Source organism: Haematospirillum jordaniae (genome assembly GCF_001611975.1).
Taxonomy (GTDB): Bacteria; Pseudomonadota; Alphaproteobacteria; order Rhodospirillales; family Rhodospirillaceae; genus Haematospirillum; species Haematospirillum jordaniae.
The window spans coordinates 41,270-66,642 of the sequence record NZ_CP014527.1 but is presented as its reverse complement, the minus strand read 5'-3'; the positions used below and the strand labels follow the sequence as shown (position 1 = coordinate 66,642).

General features: G+C 53.7%; 18 protein-coding genes. 13 read left to right on the top strand and 5 right to left on the bottom strand.

Annotated features, from left to right (window positions below):
- Positions 1 to 38 precede the first annotated feature (38 nt).
- The 12 genes from AY555_RS10495 (at position 39) to AY555_RS10440 (ending at position 18,440) form a co-directional block, all read left to right on the top strand.
- Positions 39 to 1,919, top strand: a complete 1,881-nt coding sequence (locus AY555_RS10495) for a helix-turn-helix domain-containing protein (RefSeq protein ID WP_209315849.1) — start codon at positions 39 to 41, stop codon at positions 1,917 to 1,919.
- 137 nt (positions 1,920 to 2,056) lie between these two features.
- Positions 2,057 to 3,583 (top strand): VWA domain-containing protein, encoded by a 1,527-nt coding sequence (locus AY555_RS10490; protein ID WP_066137097.1) that lies wholly within the window; start codon positions 2,057 to 2,059, stop codon positions 3,581 to 3,583.
- Between the two features lie 43 nt (positions 3,584 to 3,626).
- Entirely contained in the window at positions 3,627 to 4,988 is a 1,362-nt protein-coding gene (locus AY555_RS10485; RefSeq protein WP_066137095.1) for an SrfA family protein, read from the top strand.
- 57 nt (positions 4,989 to 5,045) lie between these two features.
- Positions 5,046 to 8,054, top strand: a complete 3,009-nt coding sequence (locus AY555_RS10480) for a virulence factor SrfB (protein ID WP_066137093.1) — start codon at positions 5,046 to 5,048, stop codon at positions 8,052 to 8,054.
- 12 nt (positions 8,055 to 8,066) lie between these two features.
- Entirely contained in the window at positions 8,067 to 10,751 is a 2,685-nt protein-coding gene (locus AY555_RS10475) for a putative virulence factor (protein ID WP_082812143.1), read from the top strand.
- 18 nt (positions 10,752 to 10,769) lie between these two features.
- A complete protein-coding gene (locus AY555_RS10470) occupies positions 10,770 to 11,789 on the top strand; it encodes a tetratricopeptide repeat protein (protein WP_156483407.1) in 1,020 nt (339 codons plus the stop codon).
- A 1-nt stretch (position 11,790) separates the two neighbouring features.
- Positions 11,791 to 13,788: a vWA domain-containing protein gene (locus AY555_RS10465; RefSeq protein ID WP_156483406.1), complete on the top strand. Its 1,998-nt coding sequence runs from the start codon at positions 11,791 to 11,793 to the stop codon at positions 13,786 to 13,788.
- Positions 13,785 to 14,495 (top strand): ABC transporter ATP-binding protein, encoded by a 711-nt coding sequence (locus tag AY555_RS10460; protein WP_066137088.1) that lies wholly within the window; start codon positions 13,785 to 13,787, stop codon positions 14,493 to 14,495. Before AY555_RS10465 ends, AY555_RS10460 begins: the two co-directional genes overlap by 4 nt.
- Positions 14,492 to 15,688, top strand: a complete 1,197-nt coding sequence (locus AY555_RS10455) for an ABC transporter permease (protein ID WP_066137085.1) — start codon at positions 14,492 to 14,494, stop codon at positions 15,686 to 15,688. Before AY555_RS10460 ends, AY555_RS10455 begins: the two co-directional genes overlap by 4 nt.
- A complete protein-coding gene (locus tag AY555_RS10450; RefSeq protein WP_066137083.1) occupies positions 15,681 to 17,204 on the top strand; it encodes a formylglycine-generating enzyme family protein in 1,524 nt (507 codons plus the stop codon). The genes AY555_RS10455 and AY555_RS10450 overlap by 8 nt, the downstream gene beginning before the upstream one ends.
- A gap of 20 nt (positions 17,205 to 17,224) precedes the next feature.
- Entirely contained in the window at positions 17,225 to 17,932 is a 708-nt protein-coding gene (locus tag AY555_RS10445) for a hypothetical protein (protein ID WP_066137081.1), read from the top strand.
- A 16-nt stretch (positions 17,933 to 17,948) separates the two neighbouring features.
- Positions 17,949 to 18,440: a coiled-coil domain-containing protein gene (locus AY555_RS10440; protein ID WP_066137079.1), complete on the top strand. Its 492-nt coding sequence runs from the start codon at positions 17,949 to 17,951 to the stop codon at positions 18,438 to 18,440.
- Positions 18,441 to 18,447: 7 nt separating this feature from the next.
- Here AY555_RS10440 and AY555_RS10435 read toward each other — a convergent pair whose 3' ends face one another.
- The gene (locus AY555_RS10435; RefSeq protein ID WP_066137077.1) at positions 18,448 to 19,341 is read right to left on the bottom strand and encodes a S1 family peptidase; all 894 of its coding nucleotides are present in this window, start codon (positions 19,339 to 19,341) and stop codon (positions 18,448 to 18,450) included.
- Between the two features lie 297 nt (positions 19,342 to 19,638).
- Between AY555_RS10435 and AY555_RS10430 the strand changes: the two genes are divergently transcribed.
- Positions 19,639 to 20,394: a 5'-methylthioadenosine/adenosylhomocysteine nucleosidase gene (locus AY555_RS10430; RefSeq protein WP_066137075.1), complete on the top strand. Its 756-nt coding sequence runs from the start codon at positions 19,639 to 19,641 to the stop codon at positions 20,392 to 20,394.
- Between the two features lie 2 nt (positions 20,395 to 20,396).
- Here AY555_RS10430 and AY555_RS10425 read toward each other — a convergent pair whose 3' ends face one another.
- The 4 genes from AY555_RS10425 to AY555_RS10410 all read right to left on the bottom strand — a co-directional run bounded on the left by AY555_RS10425 (position 20,397) and on the right by AY555_RS10410 (position 24,822).
- Entirely contained in the window at positions 20,397 to 21,509 is a 1,113-nt protein-coding gene (locus tag AY555_RS10425) for an HDOD domain-containing protein (protein WP_066137073.1), read from the bottom strand.
- Entirely contained in the window at positions 21,506 to 23,215 is a 1,710-nt protein-coding gene (locus AY555_RS10420) for a PAS domain-containing sensor histidine kinase (RefSeq protein WP_066137071.1), read from the bottom strand. The genes AY555_RS10425 and AY555_RS10420 overlap by 4 nt, the downstream gene beginning before the upstream one ends.
- 17 nt (positions 23,216 to 23,232) lie before the next feature.
- The gene (locus tag AY555_RS10415) at positions 23,233 to 23,850 is read right to left on the bottom strand and encodes a response regulator (RefSeq protein ID WP_066137069.1); all 618 of its coding nucleotides are present in this window, start codon (positions 23,848 to 23,850) and stop codon (positions 23,233 to 23,235) included.
- Between the two features lie 204 nt (positions 23,851 to 24,054).
- Positions 24,055 to 24,822 carry a hypothetical protein gene (locus AY555_RS10410; RefSeq protein WP_066137067.1) on the bottom strand — a complete coding sequence of 256 codons (768 nt, stop codon included), beginning with the start codon at positions 24,820 to 24,822 and terminating at the stop codon, positions 24,055 to 24,057.
- Positions 24,823 to 25,373 lie beyond the last annotated feature (551 nt).

The following is a 25,373-nucleotide window of genomic DNA, read 5'->3' as shown; positions in this document are numbered from 1 at the left end:
CGTAAATGTTATTATGAAGCAACTGGAAGGATAGACTTGTGAGGGATACCGCTGAAGCAGAGTCTTTGAAGATTACACTTCATGATGGTCGTCGGGTTGTGATTGACAGCTCTGCTGTGCGTCCTGATGGTCAAACGCTTTATCCCGTTACAGCTGTAATTGCCGGTTTTGTCCTTAGCCCCGATCACTGTGATGATGACAAGGAACAGCTGACACAGGATGTATGCGACGCCCTTGAAAAGAGCACAAATGGTATTCTTAATGTTCTTGAGGCAGTTATACAAAAAAGCCTGATTGAATGTTATATCAAGGAAACACACGGAGCTCCGGAAGAACGAGAAATTAATTTCAAGAGCACTCAGCTTGTATGTCGGCGCATGGCTGAAGATATGGTCCGTGAAAAGGCGTATCTGTCAAAACTTGCCCGTTGGCTTGTCTTGAATGCCTCATCCTGGAAGGCAGAGGATGAGAGACGTTCTGTCCCTGTTACATCAGACATGATAGGAAGCCTAATCGGTGTTTATGCCGAGGAAGCAGCGCAGGCTATCGCTGAACTACTGTCTCCTCCTCATAAGCCATTGCCATATCTAGAAGAAATACTGGGTATCCGAGACCCTGGCCATGAGATGCGTCCGGGACTTCCACGCGATATGCTTGTAGTTCTGTCTTCTGGGCACTTTCAAGGGTTGCGGGAAGCCCTCTATAAAAACACCTTTCGCCGGGTTGATGGTACCCCTTGGCCTACGGCCGAGTTAACCCGTGGTGGATCAACAGGATATGCCCAGCTGCGTCCTCCTGTTGTTGAACATGACCCTCATTTGCCTCGTGATCAGGTTCAGGCATGGGCGCAGACAATGTGGAAACAACAGTCAGAGTTATCAGACATTGACGCGGATGCTTTGGATGCCTTGTGTGCTATTTACCTGAATCAAGCCAGAACCCCTGAAGATGGGGCGATTGCTGATGTTGATGAGATTCTTTCCATGCGCGGCTTGAAGCCCAAGCGAGGTGGACAAGGTCGGCGAGGCGGATATGAACCCGAACAACGTGAAGAAATTATTCGGGCTTTAAGTCATATTCAGAACATTTGGCTTAATATTGCTGAGGTCAAAGTTTACGAGAGTGACCCCAAGGGAGGACGGTCAAAAAAGCCAGTAACCAAGACATTGCAGAGCCGTCCTTTTATTATTACAGATCGTATGGGCCAAATCAGGCTGGATGGTTATATGGACGTCGAACGGTTCATATTTCGTCCAGGTAAGGCGTTTGCCAGCTTTCTATTCGGGTCTGGGCGGCAGACAGGATTATTGTTTCGCAAGGCGTTACAGTATGATCCATACAGGCGGAAGTGGGAAAAACGGCTGACCCGCTATGTTTCATGGCATTGGCGAGCTATTGCCAGAACGGGCCAGTTTGTTCAGGTCTATCGTGTTCAGACCCTTCTTGATGCTGTGGGTGAAGTTGTCAACGAACGCTATCCATCAAAAACACGGGCCCGGCTCGAAAAGGCACTGGAGCAGTTGCAAGCTGATGGTGTGATTGCCGGGTGGCAGTATGACCGCTGGAACGAAAAAATTCTTGAAAAGCGCGGATGGGGACAGGAATGGGTTCTTGCGACCATAGCAATAGAGGCTCCGGATGAAGTGAAGGACTATTACAGACAATTGTCCCGTGATGTCCCGCCCAACAAAGCCCTTCAGGTTATTTCACCGCTTGCGGCCAAACACAAGGTATCCCCTGATGGGTTTGCTGAAGCGATCAAGTCTCATCGTAAGAGAACAGGACAAAGCCAAATGCAGGTTTCAGAAATTCTGGGTATAAAGCAGGGCTATTTATCCAAACTAGAACGCGGTAAGGCCTTGGCATCACCAAAGCTACAGAAAGCCATAGATAATTGGTTGGCCTCGGAAGCGGGATAAGCGATATTCCTGAATGATCAGGATAACCCCGACACGAATCCTGAATTATAACTAATACGAAACAGGCTGGAGTGTTGTGTGTGACAGGATTTCTCCATAAATCTGCGATCTTTGCAAGACGAGAAAGCTGAACCAGCATGTCTGTACGCGTGCGTCTGTGTTGTTGTGAACCAACGCGTTGGCTTGTCGGGGGCGAGCCTGATTCATTATCTTATCGCCAACGTGCTTGGCTGGAGTTAACAGCGATTCTTTCACCGGCGTTTCCCGATACTATTTCGGGATTATTTGCTGAACCGTTGTTATCAAATGATGGGAAAGATCTAGAATGGTGGTCGTCTCTTCCGGGCCAGCCCGTTCTGTTGTCTTCGTTAGCGTTGCCTGAACAAAATCGGGTTCGCGACCTCTTGTTTCAGAGGTTGGAGCTTGTACGGCATTTAGGGGAACGTTACCGTCTTTCTGGCAACATTGCTCTTGCGGACTTGATTGAAAAAGCAACTGTAACCCCAGGATTTGATCAGGTTATAGTACAGAATGGTCAACCTGTTATTATAGGATGGGGGTATGTAGGTTCTGGATTGAATCTACCTGCATCCCATAATGCAGGCCCTATTGCTTCAGGACGTCGCTGGTGGCTTTGGTTGCTTGCCGTTCTATTATTGTTACTTCTGATTAGTTTTTTTCTGCACCGGTGTGATTATTCTCTTCCCCTTTCAAGGGAAGAGGTAGCGCAGACACCTGTATCAGATGATGATCAAAACGCATTAATTGCGGATATTCTTGATGCTGAGCGCGAGGTTATGCGCCGTTTGGCTGAGTGTCGTGTACCAAGTCAAAATGCGATGTTGGATTTGCCTGCCCCGGTTCCCGGGCCTCCTCCTTCCGGTGATCTGAATTCGGTTGAAGATGTTGTAGAACCGCCGGTTCCACCTGTGAAGCCACCTATATTGCCATTCAAGCCCGATGATACCCCACAAAAACAGGCAAGCAAGGATACGCGGCCTGCCTCTTGTCCCCCCAAAGCAAAAGCGTGGGAGAACCCAGAAGTAGCTGTTTTGCTTGATGCTTCAGGCAGTATGGGCTTGTCAGCAGACTTGAAACCATCGCAGGTTCAGATGCTCATGCGGCAGGTTATAGGTGGGAACAGCTTTGCGCTTTCGAAGTTACAGGGTGGGAGATCTCGACTTGATGCAGCCAAGGATGCCGTGGCAGATCTGACCAAGACACTACCACGTCATATTGATCTTGGTCTTCTGGTTTTCGGGCGTTGCGAGGGAACAGATAATTACAAGTTCTTCAAAGCTGATGAGAGAATGCGCTTGTTGGAACAGCTGCGTTCGATCACACCCCGTCAGGGTACGCCCTTGGCCCGTGGTCTGGAGCGCGCCGGAACCATGCTTGATGGGGTCAGGGTCCCCGGGACTATTGTTGTCGTTACTGACGGTGAAGACAGTTGCGGGGGTGATCCTTGCGCTGTTGCCCGTGCCCTGAAAGCACGGAAGCCCAACATCCGTATTAATGTGATTAGTGTTGATGGTTCTGGTGATGGGCGATGTATGGCCGAAACAACGGGGGGAAAGCTGATCCTTCCAAAGGACGGCCAAAGCTGGGATGATTTGTTCCGCGCCGCAAGTGGCCATGCACCTGTACCGCAGGGGTGTGAATGAGATGACGATATTGAGAGCTGATAGAGCCCGGGGCAGGGATACGATGGCACATGATCAGAATGGTACAGGTCCGCTGTTACGAACAGGCTCCTTGCGTGATTTTTGTATGCTGGGTATTTCCGGAACATCCTTGTTCTCGACGGCCTTGCAAATGCGCTCAACCATCAGACGCCAGATTGGAGAGGATGTTGCTTCCCTGATGGCGATCCCACAAATCAGGGCTGATGGTGTGACAATCGACTGGTATGCGCCTGCAGGGTCAAGAGTTATACCTTGGTCCGCTGCGACCTTACAGGAGCAGCAAGCAGTTCTTCCTAGACTTCAGTCTGCACGTCACCGTGTTTCATCTCACGTGGGCCTTTTGGCGGATCGGCCCGCTATGTCCAGAGACTTGGAGCTGTTTGCCCGCTTATTGCCGTTTGCCCTGTTTATTCCGGATGAAACACATATTTACTTGGTAGATGGGCAGCCTGTGGTGACATTCTGGGGTTTCTCGCTATTGGCTGTACCAGGTGGTAAGGATGTCTTGGTCTGTTTGTCCTTGTCCCCTGCGCAGACCACGCCAGCGTCTGTGCCAACGGCCGATAGAGCTGGATTGGGGTGGCCGTGGTGGTTGTGGTTTCTACTTGCGGCTCCTCTTGCTCTGCTGTTTCTGCTACTTCTAATCTGGTTTATGCGGTGGTGGGCGTTGTCCCTTCCTGAGGAGAAGAGGGGCTTGTTGCCGTCTTGGCTGTCGGGGACTGTTCTTGAAGAGCAACACTCCATTATTCCGTTTCTTCCATTCCGGCAGGCTGTTGTCGTTGATGGTGCCAGTGGAAAAGCGGTTGCCCTTGATCCGGGACAAGGTGACATGACAGCCACGTCCCCACCCGGCGGCACTGAACAGCCTGTGGAGCCGGATAAAGATTCTCTCTCTGAGTCCTCGTCTGCAGACAGAGCGGATGAGACTGACACATCCGGATCATCACCAGAGGAGGGAAGCTTACCGCCGTCTGTTTCGCCCGATAAGGCTTCCTCTGGTGCAGAGGCCCTGCATATTCCACCTGAGGCGCTGCAAAGCGGGCAGACTGATTTCCTCAATGGAACATGGCGTTCCCATACCGGTCTGGTTGATGGCGCTACAAGTTTGCCTCTAGACGTGGAATATTCTTTTGACAAAGGCGCTGGAACCATGACCATTCGTCGCGGAGACGGCGTAGTGTGCATAGGTCCCGGAAATGCTCGTATGGACCAAGGACGTTTGCATATCGATCAGGCAGAACCTGTCCGCTGTCCCGATGGTCGCGAGTTTGCGCCGTCACAGGTTGTGTGTGATCGTGATATAAACGGCGAAGCCCGGTGTCAGGGTATTAATCCCGATGGAGCACGGTACCATGTTGATATAGGGCGTCAGTCCGGTCACTGAGCAAGCTGCCCGAATGTTTATAGAAATGTAGCCCTGAGTTTCTGAGAAAGGATAGTCATGCTGGCGGATGTTACCCGGCGGTCGGAAGAGGAAATCACGCTGATCATGCGAACCGGGATCCAGTTTGTGGATTTTGGTTTGACGCTTGATGCCCGCCGTGAGTCCCCTGGTCGTTTCGCCCGGGTGGCGGAAAGTCCGGTACCTGTTCGGCTAGAGGCTGATCCTGTTCGGGATACAACACTGCATCCCCGGTCACGTCTGCCGATGCAGGATCATCCGGAACTTGAGACATCTGTCGGAGACAGTTTTGCTCTGCTGTCTGATACGTGGCTTCCTGTCCCGTTCCTGCGTCAGCAGGCCACAACATTTGTTCAAGGGCCAGCTAATTGGGCCCGTGCACGCCTTTTTCCTCTTGAGCCTGGACAGGACCGCGATGGATATACACATCGTCTTGTTCTGGCCTTTGATACCAATGTAACAGAGGAACGTTTGGGTACGGCCTATCTGGCGCCGACGCTGGGTGATGTCGAAGGGGGCGTACGTTTTGCTCTGGCTTGGCAGGGTGAGGATCCTGCTTGGTTTATGGCCCAGAGGTGGGTTTCTGGCTGGCTGGAGCAGGAGTTTTCGGACGGTGCGACCCCCCGGCTGCGTCTGTCGCGTGAGGATATTGAGGCGGGCATCAAGGCCGGTCTGCACTATACCCATTATCTGAATATCATAAGTTTGATTGGGTCCTTGGTTCGTCCTCCGCGCATCAAGATCCTCTCCAATCGTTCCGATGATGTTTTGCCGTCCATTCCGGTTGATATGGTTCTGGATGTTGGTAATTCACGCACCTGCGGCATTCTGATCGAGGATCATCCCCAGCAGGCAAACGGTTTGAAATTGAGCTATACGCTTGAACTGCGGGATCTGGGGCGTGCCCATCAGGTGTATACAGACCCCTTTGAAAGCCGTCTGGAGTTTGCCGAGGCAAGTTTTGGCCGGGTTGACCAGTCTGTTCTCTCGGGCCGCAATGATGCATTCCTGTGGCCAACCCTTGCGCGCGTTGGGCCCGAGGCAGCACGCTTGGCTGCGCGACGCAAGGGGAGCGAGGGATCAACCGGTCTTTCAAGCCCCAAGCGTTATCTGTGGGATGACGAACGCTATGAGTCTGGCTGGCGTTTCAACGATGCTTTCAACCGCTCTGAAACAGAACCCTTGGCAACGGCGGCTCCCTTCGGGAACCTGATCAATGAAGAAGGAAAGGCGCTGTTTACTCTGCTGCCAGAGGAACAGATCCAGGTTTTTGTGCCGCACTACAGTCGCAGTGCGCTGATGACATTCATGTTGGCTGAGGTGCTGGTTCAGGCTCTGGTACAGATGAATAGTACCGGCCAGCGCCTGAAGATGAGCCATGCCAATCTGCCGCGCCGTCTGCGTTCTGTTATTCTGACGGTTCCTCCCTCCATGCCCCGTCCGGAACAACAGATTTTTCACGATGCCCTGGAACAGGCCGTTGGCTTGGTTTGGCGCTCTATGGGATGGTTCCCGGGAGATCCGGACACCAATACCCAGGAGCAGAAGGATGCATGCTGGCCGGCCTTGCCCGAGCAACGTATCCAGTGGGATGAGGCCACGTGTGCGCAGGCGGTGTGGCTGTATTCGGAAACGGTCAATAATTTCGGTGGTAGACCGGAGGACTTCTTCCACGTCATGCGCAAGCCCCGTGCCGATGACCCAGGACGCCGCCTGCGGGTTGCAACAATTGATATTGGTGGCGGTACAACTGATCTTGTGGTGACAGATTACACCCTAGATGATGGCCGCGGGGGCAATGTTTATATTCTGCCGGAACAGCGGTTCCGCGATGGCTTTAAAATCGCCGGGGACGATATTGTTCTTGATGTGATTCGCAAGGTGATCCTTCCTGCCTTTGAGCAGGCCCTGAAGGATCACGGTGTTGTAACGCCGGCTGTTGTCCTGTCGCGTCTTGCTGGGAATGAGGCGGTTCCGGTTCCTGATCAGGTCAAGCGCCAGCAGCTGACACTCCAGGTTCTTTATCCTTTGGCCTTGCAGGTTCTGAAAAGGTGTGAAGCCTATGACCCCGTTGTCGGGGCGGATGTACAGTCTCTGACGGTGGCAGAACTGTTGGCAGATGGCGGGAAGAGTGATCCTTCTGTGCCTCAAGATTTGCTTGGCTGGTTTGCTGCCGGTGTTGCACGGGCAGAAGGGGGGGGAGGGCTACCCTTCAACTTCTTGGCCGTTCGTCTTGTTGTCGACCCGGGGCGCTTGCACCGTTTGTTCCTGAGCGGTGGTATGGAGATCTGCAAGCCTGTGCAGGCCTTGTGTGAACTTGTTTATGCATATGACTGCGATATCCTGCTTCTGTCCGGACGTCCATCCCGTTTGCCGGGCGTACAAGCCCTGTTCCGCAGTCTGCTTGCATTGCCTCCGGATCGTCTGGTGGTTCTGCATGGTTATCGGACGGGAACGTGGTATCCCTTCCACCGTAATGCCCGCATCGATGATCCCAAGACAACGGCAGCTGTCGGGGCTATGCTTTGTGTTCTGGGGCAGGGGCGTATTCCCGGCTTCTTCTTCCGTTCCAATGTATTCCGTTTGTATTCCACTGTGCGTCATGTTGGCTTGATGGACAGCAATCGTCTTATCAAGGACGAGGATATCTATTATCGCGATATTGACTGGGATAATCCTGACTATCAGTTGCCCGAGGATGTCAGTTTTGAAATTCGGGGGCGGACCCTTCTTGGTTTCCGCCAGCTTTCGGCTCCTCGTTGGGGAGCAAGTCCATTATACCTGATTGATTTCAATAGAAATAATCGCAAGGCTGATACGGCTTTATATGGTGGTGGCCAAGGCGATGCTACGGTGCTGGATGTTACCTTGCGTCCCGGTCGCGGTCGGGCTGAAAAACTGGAAATCAGCCGGATTTCAGTGAGAGGAGGTGACCGCGACGGGCAGACATTCAGCCGGGATGCCCTGAAGATCCGCCTTTTCACCTTGTTGACACAGGGAATTGGTGAAGACAGCTATTGGCTGGATACTGGCAGTGTTGTTGGTTGATGGAGGCAGACGGTGAGTAAAGGGCCCGCAGTTGTGACGGCTACTCCTGAGGGACTGGTTGAGGCCTGCAAGGCACTTGCCGATGGCGTGGACGAAGGAATTTCTTGGGTTCGGGACGTACGGCCTGACAGTGCGCGGCTTGACCGGGAGGCAGATGGAATCAGTATTCATCTGCACCGCGAGGGTGGTCGTGCCAGAAGATTGGCTGCCGCTGTGGCACAGCCCGTGGCTGTTGGTTTTTTCGGTCTGTCCCAAGCGGGGAAATCTTATCTGATATCGGCCTTGGCCCGTGGAAAGGGCGGGGCCCTTGAAACAGATATGGATGGTCAGCGACTGAACTTCATTGCCCATATTAATCCACCAGGAGGAGGCAAGGAAGCAACCGGCATCGTCACCCGCTTCACGCGCCGTCGTCTGCCAACACCAGCGGGTTTTCCTGTTGCCTTGCGTCTTTTCAGCGAAGCGGATCTGGTCCGGATTATTGGTAACAGCTTCTTTATGGACTTTGATCGTCAGAAGGTCAGCGTCTGTTCGGATCCGGCTGTTATCGCCCTGCGCTTGGATGCTGTTACCCGCAAGGTATCACTTGGTCCAACAGGGGGGATGGGGGCTTCTGATGTTGTTGATCTGATGGATTATTTTAACAGCCGCTTCCCACGGGACATGGAGCCGTACAAGGCTGGGTTCTGGTTGCGGGCTGTAGATCTTGCCCCCCGCTTGGATACACGGGGTCGGGCGGAGCTATTCTCTCTGTTGTGGGGTGATATTCCGGAATTTACAGCTGTCTGGATCCATCTGGCAGAGACGTTACGGTCAATCGGTCATGCTCCACGGGTCTTTGCCGCACTGGATGCCTTAGTTGTGCCGGATGGGGCGGGTGGATTCAGCCAGAAAAACAGCATCATGAATGTTGATATGCTGGCGGGTCTCGGGCGTGATGACATGGGGATGGTTCAGGTTGTAACCCATCAGGATTTGGGGAAGGAAAGCGCTGTTTCGGTTGCTCGTCCCGTTCTGGCGGCCTTGGCCTGCGAGATGATTTTTTGCCTGGCGGACCCACCGCAGGCGTCCCTGCTTGAACAGGTTGATCTTCTTGATTTTCCCGGGTACCGCGGTCGCCTGAATGTGGGGCGTTTGGCAGATGTGGCAGAGCGCCTTGAAGGCCGTGATCCGGTTGCAGAACTTGTTCTGCGCGGCAAGGTTGCCTACCTTTTTGAACGGTATACCGAAGACCAAGAAATGAATGCCCTGGTCCTATGTACGCCTTGCCACAAGCAGTCCGATGTCAATGATCTGGGGCCGGCGCTGCAGGCATGGATCGAGTCAACGCAGGGGGCAACGCCGGAAGAGCGTTCCCGCCGGGAGTCCGGGTTGGTGTGGACAATCACCATGTTTGACGAGCGTCTGAAACCCCGTCCCGATGAAACCATGGATTTGATCCGCGAGGGATGGGGCGGGATGATGCGCCTGACGTTGCTGGAGAAGTTTGAACAGTTTGAGTGGGTCAACACCTGGGCCCCGAACCAGCCCTTTGACACGGTGTTTCTGGTACGCAAACCGGGAATGGCTCCGGGTGTTATTGAAATGGAGGGACGGCAGGAAGTTGCCCTTGCCAAAGGACAGGAACAACGTCTTGTGGCCATGCGTGGCACTTTTGTCGAGGATGCCAGTGTCAGGCGCCATGTCCGTGACCCTGCTGTGGCATGGGATGCTGCTTTGACACTTGATGACGGGGGCATGACGCGTTTGGCGGACTATCTGGGCACGGTGGCAAAACCGGATGTAAAGCTGGGGCGTATTGCCGAGCAGGTGTCCGATATCCGGGTGCGTCTGGTCTCATCTGTTCTTGGTCCTTTCTATCAGGTTGATGGTGAGGGTGCCGTTGCCCACAAACAGGATCTGGCCCGTCAGGTGCAGCTTGCCTTGCAGCAGCGGCTCGACCGCTTTGGTGAGCTTGTTCATGCCTTGCAGCCAACACAGGAACGGCTGCGTACGTTGTATTACGACCTAGAGGAAACAGGTGCTGACGAAGGGCAGGATCATGCTGACCTCGAGACGGGGAGTCTGTTCAGCCTTGATCTGTCTGGTTTTGGCCAGGTTGTTACGGACTCTGCCCCTGCCTCTTCACCCGGGAAGGGGGGGCGGGCAGCTCGCTATGCCCGTGCTGTTATGTCTGACTGGATGCGGAGTATACGCGATATTCCTGCCAATATGCAGATGCACCGTTTCTTGGGTATGACCGGGGACACCCTGCAAATTCTGGTCGATGAGCTGATAACAGGTATGACTCGGTGTCGCTTGGAGGCTCAGCTGATCGCTGCCCTGCGGGAAGCCGAGGAAAGGGCTTCGACAACCCGTGGGCAACTGGCAGATCGGCAGACATTGGTTGCGGCAACATGTCTTGGATCTTGGGTAGACTGGCTTGGCTTCGGGAGTATCCCTACCGACAAGCGGCCTGTTTCCTCACATATTGCGGGGCGTCGCCTGTTCTCCGCCCCTGCTCCTGTGGCTGATCCCCCCGATCTGCCAGATGCACCGATCAACTATCCAGCATTGTATCTGGTCGATTGGATAGATGCATTTCGTGAAATGGCTGTGTCCAATGCTGGTCACCTTGCCGGCAATGAGATTGGGCCGGAGCATAATCGCCGTTTGGGGCGCCTTCTGGATCGCATGAAGGGGGCGCCTGTCTCCTGATAGATGGAACCGTTGTTTATGGTGTCAAAAGCTGAACTTGTCCCTGATATTGAGCGTGGGCCAGGGTATTCTGTTCTCAAGGTGTCCGGGATTCCCGCAGGAAATGGGCGTGTGCAGATCCTGCGTAACCAAGGGCAGGATTTTCTGAACTCCGGTGGGGGTTGGCAGGCCGAGCAGTGCTGGCACGATGTGCATTTTGACAACACCGGAAGAGCCTTTCTTGGTCCGCTTATTACGGATTGTCTTGCTGTCTTGCCGCCAAATGCCCGTATTCAGCTGACGGTCGAAAACTCCGGGATTATGGTCCGTGGTGTGCAGGGCGTGACAGGTCTGTATCCATCACATGCTGCTGTTGCGGATGCTCCGGCTCCGCATGCGGAGCCATTACCTGAACCGATCGTGGTGGAGCCGGTTGTTCTGCCTGATCCTGTCGAAGAATCGACACCGGTTTCCGGTTTGGGTTCTTCTCGGGCAAAGTTCCCGCTTCCCGCCATTCTTGTTCTGGCCTTGTGTGTTGTGGTTGGTGGTTTCTGGTACTGGAATGGTTCTCATGCCCCGTCTGATCCCTTTGTTCCTCCGCCTGTACAGGATGGAGAATACCGTGCAGCACCAGAAGACGTAAAAACGCGCGAGGATCTGGCTGCATTTCTTGGTAGCTCACCTTCTTCGGATGCAACGGTTGCTTTGGCTGATGATCTGATGCGCCGTGAAAAGGCTGATCTGGCTATGTTGGCCTACCGGTATGCTGCACGGTCAGGGCACCCCGGTGCATCTCTGGCCTTGGGGCGGTTTTATGATCCCGAAACGTATCATCCAAGTTCTAGCCCGATTGAAAAGCCGGATGCGGAAACAGCAGCTTATTGGTACGAGCCGGCTGCGCTGTCCGGTCATGCAGAAGCCCAAAGAAGGCTGGGCCAGATTCTTCTTGCTCTTGATCCGAATGGTTATGGTCGCACAAAGGGCTTGGAATGGTTGCGCAAGGCTGCAGCCTCCGGTGATGACGTGGCGAAGTCTGTTCTGCGTGATCTGGGAGAGTAGGATGGTGCGGGCCAAAGTTGCCATTTATCGCGCGCTAGCTCGCATGCTGGTGTCCTTTGCCGTGATACTGTGCATTGGTCAGGCACCTACCGTATACGCACGCTCTCCCCTGATCATGCCGGGTAAGGCAACCCTTTATGAAAGGGTGCTGACACGTCCGGGTGCTGTCCTCAAGCGCAGTCCGGGTGATGGACCGGGTATGCAGCAGCCAGCCCTGACCCGTTTCTATGTTTATGACCGCAAGATAATAGGGGCTGTCCCTTGGCTTGAGGTTGGCCTGACAGCAAACGGCGATGTTGATGGTTGGGTTGAGGCTGGATTTACATTGCCTTGGAAGCAGCAGCTGACATTGGCCTTCACCAATCCGTCCGGACGCGAGCGTGCGTTGTTGTTCCGGGATAGGAACAGCCTTGCCTCCGTTGTTGAAGCCGACCAACCGGCTCTGCGCATCGATCCCTTGCGCAAGGCTGTTCTGGCAGGTGGGCATGATCCCCATGTCGTGTCTGTAGAGCCTGAAAACTACGTTGATCTTGCCAGCCATTTTTACCTTCTTCCCATCCTTCAGGCGGAGGAAACCTTCAGCGGCCATGGGCACCGTGTCCGGATGCTGGAAATTGCTTCCGTTAGTCGTGATGAGGGCAAAGCTGTTGCTGCACCAACCCCTTCTTCCGGTGGGGTCAGTGCGTTGCGGAACTTTACGGCGGCTGTTGTGTTTGTGATTGATTCCACAGTGTCAATGGGGCCCTACATCGACCGTACCCGTGAAGCAGTGCGGCGGATTTACGGTCATATCGAGAAGGCGGGGCTTCTGGATCAGGTACGGTTCGGCATGATTGCCTTTCGTTCCAATGTTGATCGCACCCCTGAGCTGGACTATGTGTCCAAGGTGTTTGCCGATCCTTCCGAGGTGCGCAGCGGTAAAGAATTCTTGGATCGTGTTGCTGACCTGAAGGCGGCAACTGTGTCTTCTGCGCGTTTCTCCGAAGATGCCTATGCTGGCATCATGACGGCAGTGGAGCGTATCCAATGGTCTTCTTTCGGTGGGCGGTATGTGATCCTTATCACCGATGCTGGTGCCTTGCGGGGTCAGGATCCCCTGTCGTCAACTCGACTGGATGCGGCCCAGGTTCGTCTTGAGGCCCAGCACCGTGGGCTTGCCGTTTATGCCCTCCACCTGAGAACTCCGGCCGGAAAAGCTAATCATGCTGAAGCAGAGGCCCAGTACAAGGATCTGACCCGTCATCCCCTTTTGCAGCGTCCACTGTATTATCCTGTTGAATCAGGGGCTGTGGATGTTTTTGGGTCAATGGTGGATGCTTTGGGCGATGCGATTGTTGAGCAGGTTGGTGCTGCCCGGCGCGGTGAGTCGGTTCCGGGTGCTGCCCGGACAGCAGATCCCGGCTATGTGCAATCAGGAGGCAGCCTGTCGCGTGTTCGTCAGGACGCGGCCATGTTGGGGCATGCCATGCAGCTGGCCTGGCTTGGTCGTAAGGAGGGAACACAGGCTCCGCCTCTCTTTTCGGCATGGATTGCCGACCGTGACCTTGAGCATCCTGAGATACCAACAACTGAAGTTCGCGTTCTGCTGACCCGGAACCAGCTTTCGGATTTGCAGCAGGTGTTGCAGACAATCAGTACGGCAGGGCAGGCGGCACAACTGTCACCGGGCGATTTCTTTGCCCAACTGCGGTCTGTTGCGGCGACGCTGGGTCGTGATCCTAACATTGTCAAACGTGACCAAGCCCGTCGGTTGGCGGATTTGGGTTTGCTTGGAGAATATCTGGACGACCTGCCTTATCGATCCAAGGTTCTGGACCTTGACCAGCAGACATGGTCCAGCTGGAGTATCAGCCAGCAGCAGGCTTTCCTTGACGAGATAGAACGCAAACTGCGCCTGTACCAGGTGTATAATGATGATGTCAGCCGCTGGGTTTCCCTAGATGGCGGTCTTGATCCCGGAGAGGCGGTGTACCCGGTTCCTCTGGATGCCATGCCGTGAACACGTGTGTTCTGGATATCCGGTCCTTAGAAGGGTCTCGCGGGGGGTTCCGTTTCTTCCTTCCGTCCCTGACCTTGTCTTCCGGGCAGGCCATGATTGTGACGGGGCCCAGTGGCTGTGGCAAAAGCACTTTGCTGGATATTCTTGGCTTGGTTCTGCAACCGGGATCGGCAGGCATCTTTCAGGTCCGGGGTGTTGATATTCCAGCTTTGTGGGCGTCGCGGCGGAAGGATGTTTTGGCCCGGGTCAGGGCCGAACATCTTGGTTACATTCTCCAGACCGGGGGATTGCTGCCTTTCGTGGATGTTTTGGCCAACATACGGCTTTCCGCGCGAGAGCTAACTGTCTTTGACCCCGCATGGGAAGACTATCTTCTTGATGTGCTTGGTTTGCGCCCCCTTGTATCCCTGATGCCCTCGGCTCTGTCCATTGGCGAGCGCCAACGGGTGGCCGTGGCCCGCGCCCTTTTGTATCGCCCGGATCTTGTGCTCGCTGACGAGCCAACGGCGGCGCTTGATCCGGCCCGTTCTGCTGATGTCATGGCCCTGTTGCTGGAATTGGTGAAAGCATCCGGATCGGCTCTGGTTCTGGTCAGTCACGACCAGTCCCTTGTTGGCAGTATGGAGCTGCCAACACTGGTTGCATCTTCGGCTCAGGATACTTCTGGTTCCCGGACCCTTTTTACATGGAAAGGAGCTCCCCCGTGATAGCCTGGCGTATTATCTGGTTATCGTGGGCCGATTGCCGCCATGACTGGCGTGTGGCGATGTGCCAGATCTTGGCTCTTGCTGCGGTTATGGCGCCGCTTCTTGTCCTTCTAGGCCTGAAAACCGGTATTGTCGAGACCCTGCGATCCCGTCTTCTCCAAGATCCACGGAATCTTGAAATTCTGCTTGTCGGGAACTATCGACTGGGTCCGGCCTGGTTCGGCCACTTGAAGGCGTTGCCAGAGGTTGGATTTGTGATGCCGCGGACCCGTTCCCTATCGGCAACGCTGGATGTGCGTACGGCTTCTGGTCGCTCGGTCGAAGGGATGGAACTTGTACCTTCCGGCCCCGGTGATCCACTGTTTTTGCCGGTTGGGCTTTTTCCATCTGGCTTTGACCGGATCGTTCTGAGCCGGGCGGCAGCAGATCGGCTGGGGGTCAAGGAAGAGGATGCCTTGACAGGTTTTTTGACCCGTACGGTATCTGGAGAACGGCAAGTCATAAAGTTGCCGTTGGTTGTTGCCGCTATCCTATCCGAAGATCGTTTCCCAAGGCCTGCTGCCTTTGTTGCCTTGTCCTTGCTGGTTGCCGCCGAGGACTGGCGTGACGGACGTACAGATACACTGTCAGACCCCGCGAATATGGATACACGCTCTTTTGCCAGTGCACGGCTTTTTGCGCGTGATCTTGATGGTGTTGTTACTTTGGCAGCCCGTCTTCGTGCGGAGGGGATGGAAGTTAGAACACGTGCCGATGATATCGAGATGGTGCTGGCTGTGGACCGGGTTCTGACCTACATTTTTTCTGTTCTCGCATTGTTGGCAACGGGTGGGTTTGTCTTGTCCATGGCAGCAGGATTATGGGCTGATGTCGAGCGACGAAAGCGTGATCTGGCCTTGTTGCGTCTTGTCGGCTTTGGTGGTCGTTCTGCAGCCCTGTTCCCGGTAACGCGTGCGCTTTTGGTGGCGGTATGCGGCATTGCTGTGTCACTTGTGCTGTATGCCATTGTGGCCGCTTTGTTCAACAGAACCTTGACGACCAATCTGTCGGGAGAGGGGTTTGTGTGTGATCTTGACCTTTGGTCCGTTTTGATCGCTACCCTTCTGACTTTGGTTCTGTCTGCCTTGTCGGCGGCGGTTGCGATGCTTCGGATTCTGGCGCTTGAGCCAGCGGAGAGTCTGCGTGATGTCTAGGTTCTTTTTTGTCTTCCTGCTCTTCTTGTGTTCCTCATCGGCAACGTGGGCACGATGGGATGAGAAGTACTATAATCCGAAGCCTATGCAGGATGATGTCATCATTCCGTTGCCCTGTGACGGGGCCATGGCCTTCCGGAAGGTGGCGATACCGGTTGATGGCCCCTTGGGTGACAGGCGGCTTGTCCTTGGCAGTCCCGCCGGCGGTCCAGGCTATCTTGAGGGCACACGAACCGAATGGTTGGCGGGGGGATTTCGTGACAGCCCGGTTCAGACCTACTTCCTGATGGCGCGGTATGAAACCAATGTTCTTCAATATCAGTCTGTCATGGGGTCCGGCTGTCCTGCTCCCGGACCTCAGGGCCGGTTGCCCCAGGGGGCTGTTGGCTGGTTCGATGCGCTGTCTTTTACCGAGAAGTTGACCACTTGGCTTCGGCAAACACAGCCGGACTCTCTTCCACGTCAGGGAGATGAGGCCGGTTTTGTCCGTCTGCCTACCGAGACCGAGTGGGAATATGCGGCCCGGGGTGGTGCATCCGTATCCCCTGCTGATTTTAACGAGCCTGTTTTTCCCATCAAGGAATCATTGTCGCGCCATGTCTGGTATGCCGGCACGCAATCTGCCAATGGTAAGCCACAGTTTGTTGGCCTTCTCGAGCCTGGTCCAATGGGCTTGCATGATATGTTGGGTAACTTGGACGAGATTGTGCTGGATCCTTTTCATTTTGTTCGACTTGGACGGTATCACGGTCAGCCAGGCGGTTTTGTTGTCCGTGGGGGGCATTATATGACTGCAGAAGCAGACATACGCACGTCCCTGCGCTCCGAGATTCCTTTCTTTGATGCGTCGGGGCCACGCCGGGCAGCAACAACAGGTTTCCGTGTTGTGATGTCCGTTCCGGCACTGACGTCCCGGGCCACCGCAAAGTCGGTACAGGATGCGTGGAACCATTTGGGATCAGAAGCAGGCGGGGATGAGGGGCCACGAGCTAAAACACCGTCTGCGGATTTGTCTCTTCTGGCTGACACGGTTGCTGACCCGGCTCTGGAACGTCGTTTGCGCGAGATAGGTGATACGCTGAAAGCGGATCTGGCCGCCCGTGATGAGGCTCGCGACCGGGCTGTACGCACCACGCTCAGGATGGGGGCCTTTCTTGGGCAGAAACTGTCCGATGATGGGAAGTGGGTTGTCCAGCTTGAATCAATCTGGAAGAGCCAGCACAACAGCGACCCCGATGGGGAGCGAGCATCAAGCTACCGTCAACAGCTTGATGAAAATACGGCGGCTTTGCAGGATAATCTGAGGTATTACGCTGATACTGTTGTTCGTACGGCCGAAGAGTATGACGAGGCCACTTTGGTACGGCAAAAGAGTATTCTGGTTGTCGAGATGAAGAATCTGGGCTTGTCTCACCTTTTACCGTATATCGATCGCCATCTATCACACGTTCTGGTATATCGTACGAACCAGCAGATTCGCCGAAAGGCTTGGCTTGAGGACTTTGTTAAACTGTAGCAGTCGGCAAGAGGTTATGTATGAGGGTAGCGGGGAAGGTAACGGCCTTTATTCTTGGGATCAGCCTGTTGTTGTCCGGGTGTGTGACAACGCGGGATGAGGCATCCATGACGCCGGCTGAGAAGCGTATGCGTGAGCAGGCTGCAACGTTTAATCAAACGCTTGCGGAAGGTGCGGCCTTGGGCTGCGTGGCGGGCATGCTGATTGGTGTGCTGGCTTCTGGGCGCGGGGGTGGTGAGCGTGGTCGTGGCATTGCCTTGGGCTGTGCGGCCGGTGCGGCTGTTGGTGGTGCGGCAGGATACTATGTTGCAGACAAGCAGGAAGAGTATGCTTCGACAGAAGAGCGTCTGGAAGCTATGACCACCGATGTTCGTGCTGACAACCAGCGGCTTGCTGATTTGATTGATGCCAGTCGCCAGGTTATTGCAACAGATACAAAAACAATCGAGCGTCTGGAGAAACAGATTGCAGCCGGGCAGATCAGTCGCGAGAAGGCCCGTACCCAGCTTGCTGATGTTGATGACAATACCAAGTATCTGGAACAGACGGTCGCAAACCTTAAGAAGAGACACGAGGAATATGCCATTGCGCGTGGGAAGACGCAGGGATCAAAACAGAAACTTGCGACAATGGATGCCGAAATATCGCGTCTGGAACAGCAGATCTCTGTTCTTGAGAAAGACCTGGATGGTCTTGTCCAGCGTCGCAAGGTATCCCGCATTGGTTAGGGCAGGAGAGAAGACAGTGTTTTCCCGGTTGGTATGTCGTGGATTGGTTGTGTCCTTTGGTGTTCTGTTGGCGGGGTGCGCATCGAACACGGATCCTGCCCAGGGTGGCTTCTTGTCCGGTGTTCGTCATCTGGCGTCCGGGGGCTATGAGGAACGGGTCAAGGAGAGGCAGGAAGCCCTAGAGAATGAGCAGGACCTCAACACGCAGAAGAAACGTGAATACGACCGGAATCAGCAGGAACAAGCGTCTGTTACAGAAGATCGTGCTGCTGCAGAGAAGCGCTATGCCCAGCTTGAGAAAGAGCTGCGTGCGTTAAAGGGTAGGCTTGAGAAAGCCAAGGGGCGTAACAATGATCTGAAGGCAGAAATAGCGTCCTTAGAAGCAAAGATTGCCCAGTTGCGGAGCGATCCGGTAACACCAGCCCCGGAAAAGAAACGGCGTCTTGATGCCCTGCAGCGTCAAAAAGACGACTTGAGCCGACAGGTAGACCGTGCTTTGGGGCGATGAGGTTTGATCAGCTACTGGTGCAGGGTGTTGTCTGGATTGTTGGTTGGATGCCCTGCTTTTTCAGGAACTGAATCAGGGGCCCGGCCGGTATGGCGTACCCGGTATTGCTGGCCTGTTTGACATCAACACGAATAAACGTGTTGATGCCTATGGCTCGTCCGCAGGCATCAACAAGGGGGCCGCCGCTGCTTCCCCCTGAGATGGAAGCGGAATGGGCTATGCTGGGTGCTGCTGTCTTGCGGTTCTGGATAGCCATGATAGAGCCACGGGACAGGATGACGTCGGGCAGTGTGGACAGATCGCCTTTCATAAAACGACGAAACCCAACGTCGTTGCCAAGGACAAGCGCAGGAAAACCTGCTGCAATAACGTGCTCCAGTTCTGCAGCACTCTCGGCAAGTGGCAGAAAGCCGGGGGAGGGTGGTCCGTTTACTTTCAGCAAGGCGAAGTCGGAAGCGGTCTCCCCTTTTCCGGAAAGGGTGGCAATAATCTCGGCCCGCTGTATGCCAGCCGACCCCGGACCGGCTACAAAGACTCCCTCGGAACTGGAAGAGGAGACGACGTGATAGTTGGTCACAATGTGATGTTTGTCTACGAAGAAGCCGGAGCCGCTGTCCGTTGGAGTTACCACCATGACAACAGCCTGTTTCAGGCGTTGCGCCAAGCTACCTTCGGGCATGGACACGGGATTGCTCAGTTGTGATACAGGGCTTCTGGCAAGAAGACTGCGTGCGTCATCCTCATGCGTGCAGAGGTCAGTTTGCAAGAGCGCACGGACTTCGTGCAGATAGCGTTCCAAGGTAGCGCGATCCTGTGCTATTACGTGTCCTGCCGACAGGCTCCACAGATAGAATGTGCCAAGGATAAGCTGAAGAAAACAAACAACGCGGCGTGTGACCATGTATGGGTCCGGTCAAATAGAGGGAAAGTGTTTCCAGCCTCAATTATACTGCTTGCGTTACATCTGGCCAGATAATCATTAGTGATTGCGGGGTGTTTTTGTTTTGCAGATGGGAGAGTCGGAATATGTCTCGCTGGATATCGTACCCCTTGCGGCTTAGGATATTGGCGTGTATGGCATGGGTGATGATGCAGTTACACTATAGATTTTACCTATAATGTACTTATTTTCTTGATAATAAATGTAGATTTACGTATCTGAGTCCCTATCTTTTCTAGATAGGGTTTGGGAGTATACATGACCTCGATCGGCATTATGAGTGCAATGCACGAAGAGTTGGTAGCTGTTCTGGATGGTTTGCCCGATAAGCAGTGTGTGCGGGTCGCCGGGCGAGACTTCTGGCTTGGAAACTGGCATGGCCACTCTCTGGTTGTTGTTCTTTCGCGCATTGGTAAGGTGGCTGCAGCAACGACGGCAACCGTCCTTATCGAACATTTTGGCGTGAAGCAGATTGTCTTTACGGGTGTTGCAGGTGGTATAGGGACAGGACTGAAAGTTGGTGATGTTGTGCTGGCACATAGTTTTGTGCAGCATGACATGGATGCCTCGCCTCTATTCCCACGGCATGAAGTGCCTCTGTATGGTCTTAGTCATTTTGAGACTGACAAGGCGCTATCTGCGCGTCTGGGGAGTGCGGCCCAAACCATTCTTGCCGATGTTGACAGGCATGTCGGTGCCGATGCTGTCGACACGTTTGCCTTGCAGGCTCCTCGCTTGCATGAAGGACTGATTGCCAGTGGTGACCAATTTGTTGCTGATGCATCAAGGAGTCACGGCCTGAGACAAGATCTTCCTGATGCTCTTGCTGTTGAAATGGAAGGCGCTGCTGTGGCACAGGTCTGTGTGGATTACGAGATTCCGTTCGCAGCGCTTCGTACCATATCAGATTGTGCTGATGATAATGCCCCCGCTGACTTCAGTCGTTTTATTCGTGAAGTAGCAAGCCTCTATAGTCAGGCAGTGTTGTCTGAATGGTTGAGGACCGGTGCCTGATGTCAGGCTGGTGCGGCCAATGACTGCGTGGTGTATTCAAGCGGATCTTCGGCAAGCAGATTCTGCAGGATAGGGGCAATCGGGCCGGGATCGTGCCCGGCCGGTGCGCAGGGTGATAGTGCGGTTAAAGCCCACACAATGTCATCCTGAAAGCCCCACAACCCCAAGAGATAGGCCCCGAGTTCAGCGTGGTTGATGCCCATGCTTTCCTGCTCTGCTTCCAGAAGACGGAGCCCGGTGTCTGCTGTATCACAGGCCAGTTTTGTGTAGGACTGAGGCACGTCATTCAACAGAACAAGAACGCCGATTTCACATAACATGCCGGCAATACGTGCCATCTGTACAGTTGTGCTGGGTAATCCCGCATCGGCTGCACGTCCTGCACACTCTGTTGATAGCCGCATGGCTCGTGCTTGCAGGGCACCCATAAGAATTGCCGCAGGCCCAGTTAGTTTGAAGCTGCTGAATATGCCGACATTAAAAACAAGCATACGTATGATGTCTGTGCCGAGAAGCCGGATTGCCTGCTCAATGCTTGTTGCTGTGTTTGTCAGGGCAAAGTACTGGCTGTTTGTTAGCTTCAGAACCTCGGCAACCATGGCTATGTCGTCTTTCATGACGGTTGCAAGTGCATCGGTTGATGTAAGCGGTGACTCCAGAAGTGCGAGAAGCCGCGTATATCGTTCTGATGGAGACGGCAGGGCGTGCAGTTTGCCGACAATGCTGTGCAGAGCTGTTCTTGAAAACGACTGTCGCAGGGCCAGAGCCCGGACGATAACCCCCATGAGCTGTTCAAAAGAACAGGGCTTGGCCAAGTATTGATGCGCTGACCCCGCGACTGAAACAATGCTCTCTATGTGTGAATAGCCTGATAGTACAATGCGGACAGCTTGCGGGGACAGGATACGTACCTGCTCTAGGAACTCTGCGCCATTCATGCGCGGCATTTGCATGTCGCTGATAACAATATCGTAGGCCCCCTGACGCAGAAAGCTTAGGCCTTCTGCCCCCGAAAGCGCAAAGTCACAGTGCCATGTGCTGCCCCGGCTTATGGTCAGGCGCTTCAGCCCTTGCAGGAGTCTTGGGTCATCATCAACAAACAGGATGCGACTCATCGCCAGTGTCCTTCTTCCGAGAAGGTCTCAACAGACTCCCCATAATTTTGCGACAAGGGAGGGTCAAAGGGAATCCGCACGACGAAGATTGTACCACCTCCCTCACGGTTTTCGATATCAATCCGGCCTTTGTGCTTACGCACGACAATGTCATGAGCAATTGCCAGCCCTTGTCCGGTTCCTCGACCTACATCCTTTGTTGTGAAGAAAGGCTCAAAAATTTTGTCGCGTATATCATTGGGAATACCGCACCCGGTATCTGCAATTCTAACCTCGACAAAATCACCGTCCTGACGGGTTGAAACCGTGATCTTCCCCATTTGGGTATCATTATGATCCGTAATGGCATGTGCGGCGTTGACGATCAGGTTCAGGAAAACCTGATTGAGATCGCCGGGCAAACCGGTTACAGGGGGCAGGTTGTTCTCAAAATCTGTTTCCACTTCGGCAACGAGTTTCCATTCATTGCGTGATATGGTGATGGTACTTTGCAGATTATGATTCAGGTCGAAGGGGACGGGATCTTTCAAGCTTGGATGTGAGAATTCCTTCATTGCCATGACGATCCGGCTGACCGCCTCTATGCCCTCCAATGCCTGCTCAAGAGCCAAGGGGGCTTCCGGCCCAATAAAGCCAAGATCTAGCTTCCTGCACCTTTCTATTGCCGCTTGTACGGACGTATCATTGTTCGTGCCGTCTGCCACATCTATAGCGATGGCAATGAGTTCCGGCAGCACGCCGGCCACAAAACGAACATTGTCGCCTATGTATTGAATCGGTGTATTGATTTCATGGGCTATGCCGCCGGCAAGTGTTCCGATTGCTTCGAGTTTCTGGGCCTGCCGTCGCTCTTCCTCCAGACGCTTTTCTGCATCTTGGGCCCGTTGCTGTTCCGTGACGTCGCCCACAGTGACCAGCAGGTTGTTGTCCGGCGTGATCTGCAAACGGACAAGGTAGTATTGTCCGTTCAGGCAGCGGAATGTTACCGGTCTCATGATGCGTGTAAACCAGTTGTCCAGCAGATCCCGCACGTCGGCAGGGTTTTCCGCACATGATGAGAGCGCATCATGCAAGGTGAACTTACTGCTGAAGCTCCCCCCTGCCTTTTCAATCATCTGCCGCAATCGTCTGTTGCGCAACGTGATGGTACCGTCGGTCTGGCAAAGGGCAAAGCCCTCGGCAATTCCCTCTATTGCGATATGAAGGCGTGCTTCAGCAGACTGAACAGCTTCCCGTGCTGCTACGTCGGCGGTGATGTTTTTCCCGATACCACGGTAGCCTTTCCAGTGACCGTGACGATCCAGAATGGGCGCACCGCTGATGCTGATGTGCATCATCTGTTGTTCTGATGTGGGGATTGTAAAGACCAAGCTTGAAAATGGTGCACGTGTGCGGAATGCTTTTTCCAAACCGGGAGGGGAGCTTTTGCTGGGTCGTCCGAGAATTTCCCTTCGCGTTCTTCCGATCACATCAGATACGGGGATTCCGGTTATATCCGTGAAAGATGGTGTGATGGTTGTGATGCGTCCCCGGCGATCTGTTTCCCAAACCCAGTCTGCAGCAATATCAATCACGCTGGCCATGCGCTTCTGTTCGGCCGCACCCTTCTGATGCTCGGTATAGAGCTGTGCATTCCGGCGTAGAAGGGCAAGAACTATGGCCGTTGAAATACCAAGAGCAAGATAAAAACCTGTCAGCTCCACCATAGGACTGGTTCCATTTCTCAGTGGGTGCTGTAAATGGTCAGGTTTTCTCCTATACGGCCTTCTTCCAGCAGCTTTCTGAGTTTGCTCAGGAGATCTTGGTCAAGGACAGTACCGCTGGAAACAAGAACCCGTCCATCCCGATCTAGGACGCTGGCTGCCACCTCATCCCCATTACGCAAGCGATAAACTTGGGTTTGTCGTACATGGCGTGATTCCGCCGCGGGTGTATCAAAATGCCGTGCATTGTTGCTGCGCAGGCTGGCTTGTTCATAGCAAACAATGCCCTCGCGAATAATGTCACGCAGTTTTGCAGGTGTGCAGGGTTTGAGGAGGTAGCGGAAAACCAAGCCGTCTGACAGAAGCTGTGTTGCGGCATCGGCGTTCGGTTTTCCTGTCAGGACAATACGGCAGGTACGCGGAGAATGTTTCCGGACCTGTTCAAGAAGCTGCAAGCCGTTGACAGCTGGCATATCCATATCTGTTACCATAACCGCGAAGCGTTCCCCATCTAGGAAAAGGCGCATGGCTTCCACGGCGTTCCCCGCTGTCTCCAGCTCGAACTCTCCGTGGAATGTACGGCGAAGGGCAGACAGAACGTTTTGTTCGTCATCAACAAACAGAACTCGCGAAACCATGTGGTTTTTCCGATGGTCAAGGTTCAGGGTGTATACGTGGGGCAATTCCGACGGTATGCACTGAAGTACGGTGATCTTTCCCGAAGACCCTATATATGGTGCGGGATATTATTTGACAAGTGAAATGTGTGGGTAGATTTGCTGTATTCTATTTAAAATGGATATTTATGTAAGTGAGATTATCTTTCGTTGTTATTTATTATATTAAATATTGTCCTTTTTTATAGGAACCCACTCATTAAAATATTCCTTTTTATTTGTTTTATGGTCTATGGGTATCAGTTGTATGCTTTCCTTGCGGCTCTTATGTTTCATGGTTCGCCACTTAGGGTTATAGTGACTTAGCTTACTATTTGTATCGATCGTGCTGATCTCATTATCATGCCTGTCTGTTTCATGGTCTATGGGGGACCATTCAGGGTCATTGCTGTCGGATGAAGCCATCGAAATGAAGAGGTCTGTGCTGTCGTGTCCTGCTTGCGCGGTAGGATCGGCATCGTTAACAGCCGCAGATTCTGCCAGTGGCGTTGCTTCTGTTTCCATGGCAAGGATCGTCTGCTCTTTGAAATCTCCTTGTGGATCAAGAAGGTTGTTTCCCTTGCTGGATGCAAGGCAAACGAGCGGAGCAGACATGCCATTTCCTACAATGCGGAATCGGGCCCCAACCAGCTTCTGTCCAACGGCAATCGCAGCTTCAGTTGCGCGCCGGCGTCCTTCCAGTTCTGAAAGGCGTGGGAATGCCAAGAGAAAAACGCCCTCTTCGCCAAAAACGCGTACAGGATTCCCGTGTCCTGCAACTTTACGCAGGGTTGCTTCTGCAAGCATAATAGCCTTTGCGCCAACCCGGTCCCAGGTGTCTCCAATAGCTTGGCGAAACTGGGTCAGGCTGACGAGATGAACCTCCAGTTCTGGTTTGCGTTGCAGTATTTCTTCCAGTGTAAGGTCTACCCAGTGATCTTCGTCGCTCGTCATGGGCTCTATGTGGAGGGGGGCAGAGTCCGTTGATGTAGATGAAGGCGTCGCTACCTGTGAGAAAAATCCGCGTAGGCTGCCCCAAAGGCCTCTTTTCTTGCTTTGTGCGTTGTTCTGTGGCGCGTTGTCGCTGTTTGCCATCCTGTAGCCGCCGTTTCAATAATACCCAAAGCCTTTGCTATATTATTCCGTTCCGCTTTGTCTTCAAGGCATGCTGTCTTCTGCATAGTCATAACGAATATTATGCGACTTTATGGCGCGAGACCACCAAAACCATCTATGTGTGGGACGTTACGTGTCATATTCAGGCCGTTTTGTTATACGACTCCGCTCTCTTGTTTTTATCTCTGTGAGGTAGAGCGCGTGCTCTATGGCTTTTATATCTTCGCACTCTAAGACACCTGTTTGCAGAATGCGACGCAGGAATACTTCAAGGAGAACCGTCTTGGATTCTGGGCTCGCGTGTCGTTTGTCCAGACCCAGAGGGATTTCCGTAATTTTTCTGGTACGTTGCCTTGCGCTGATATGTATGTATGCCATGGATCCTATCG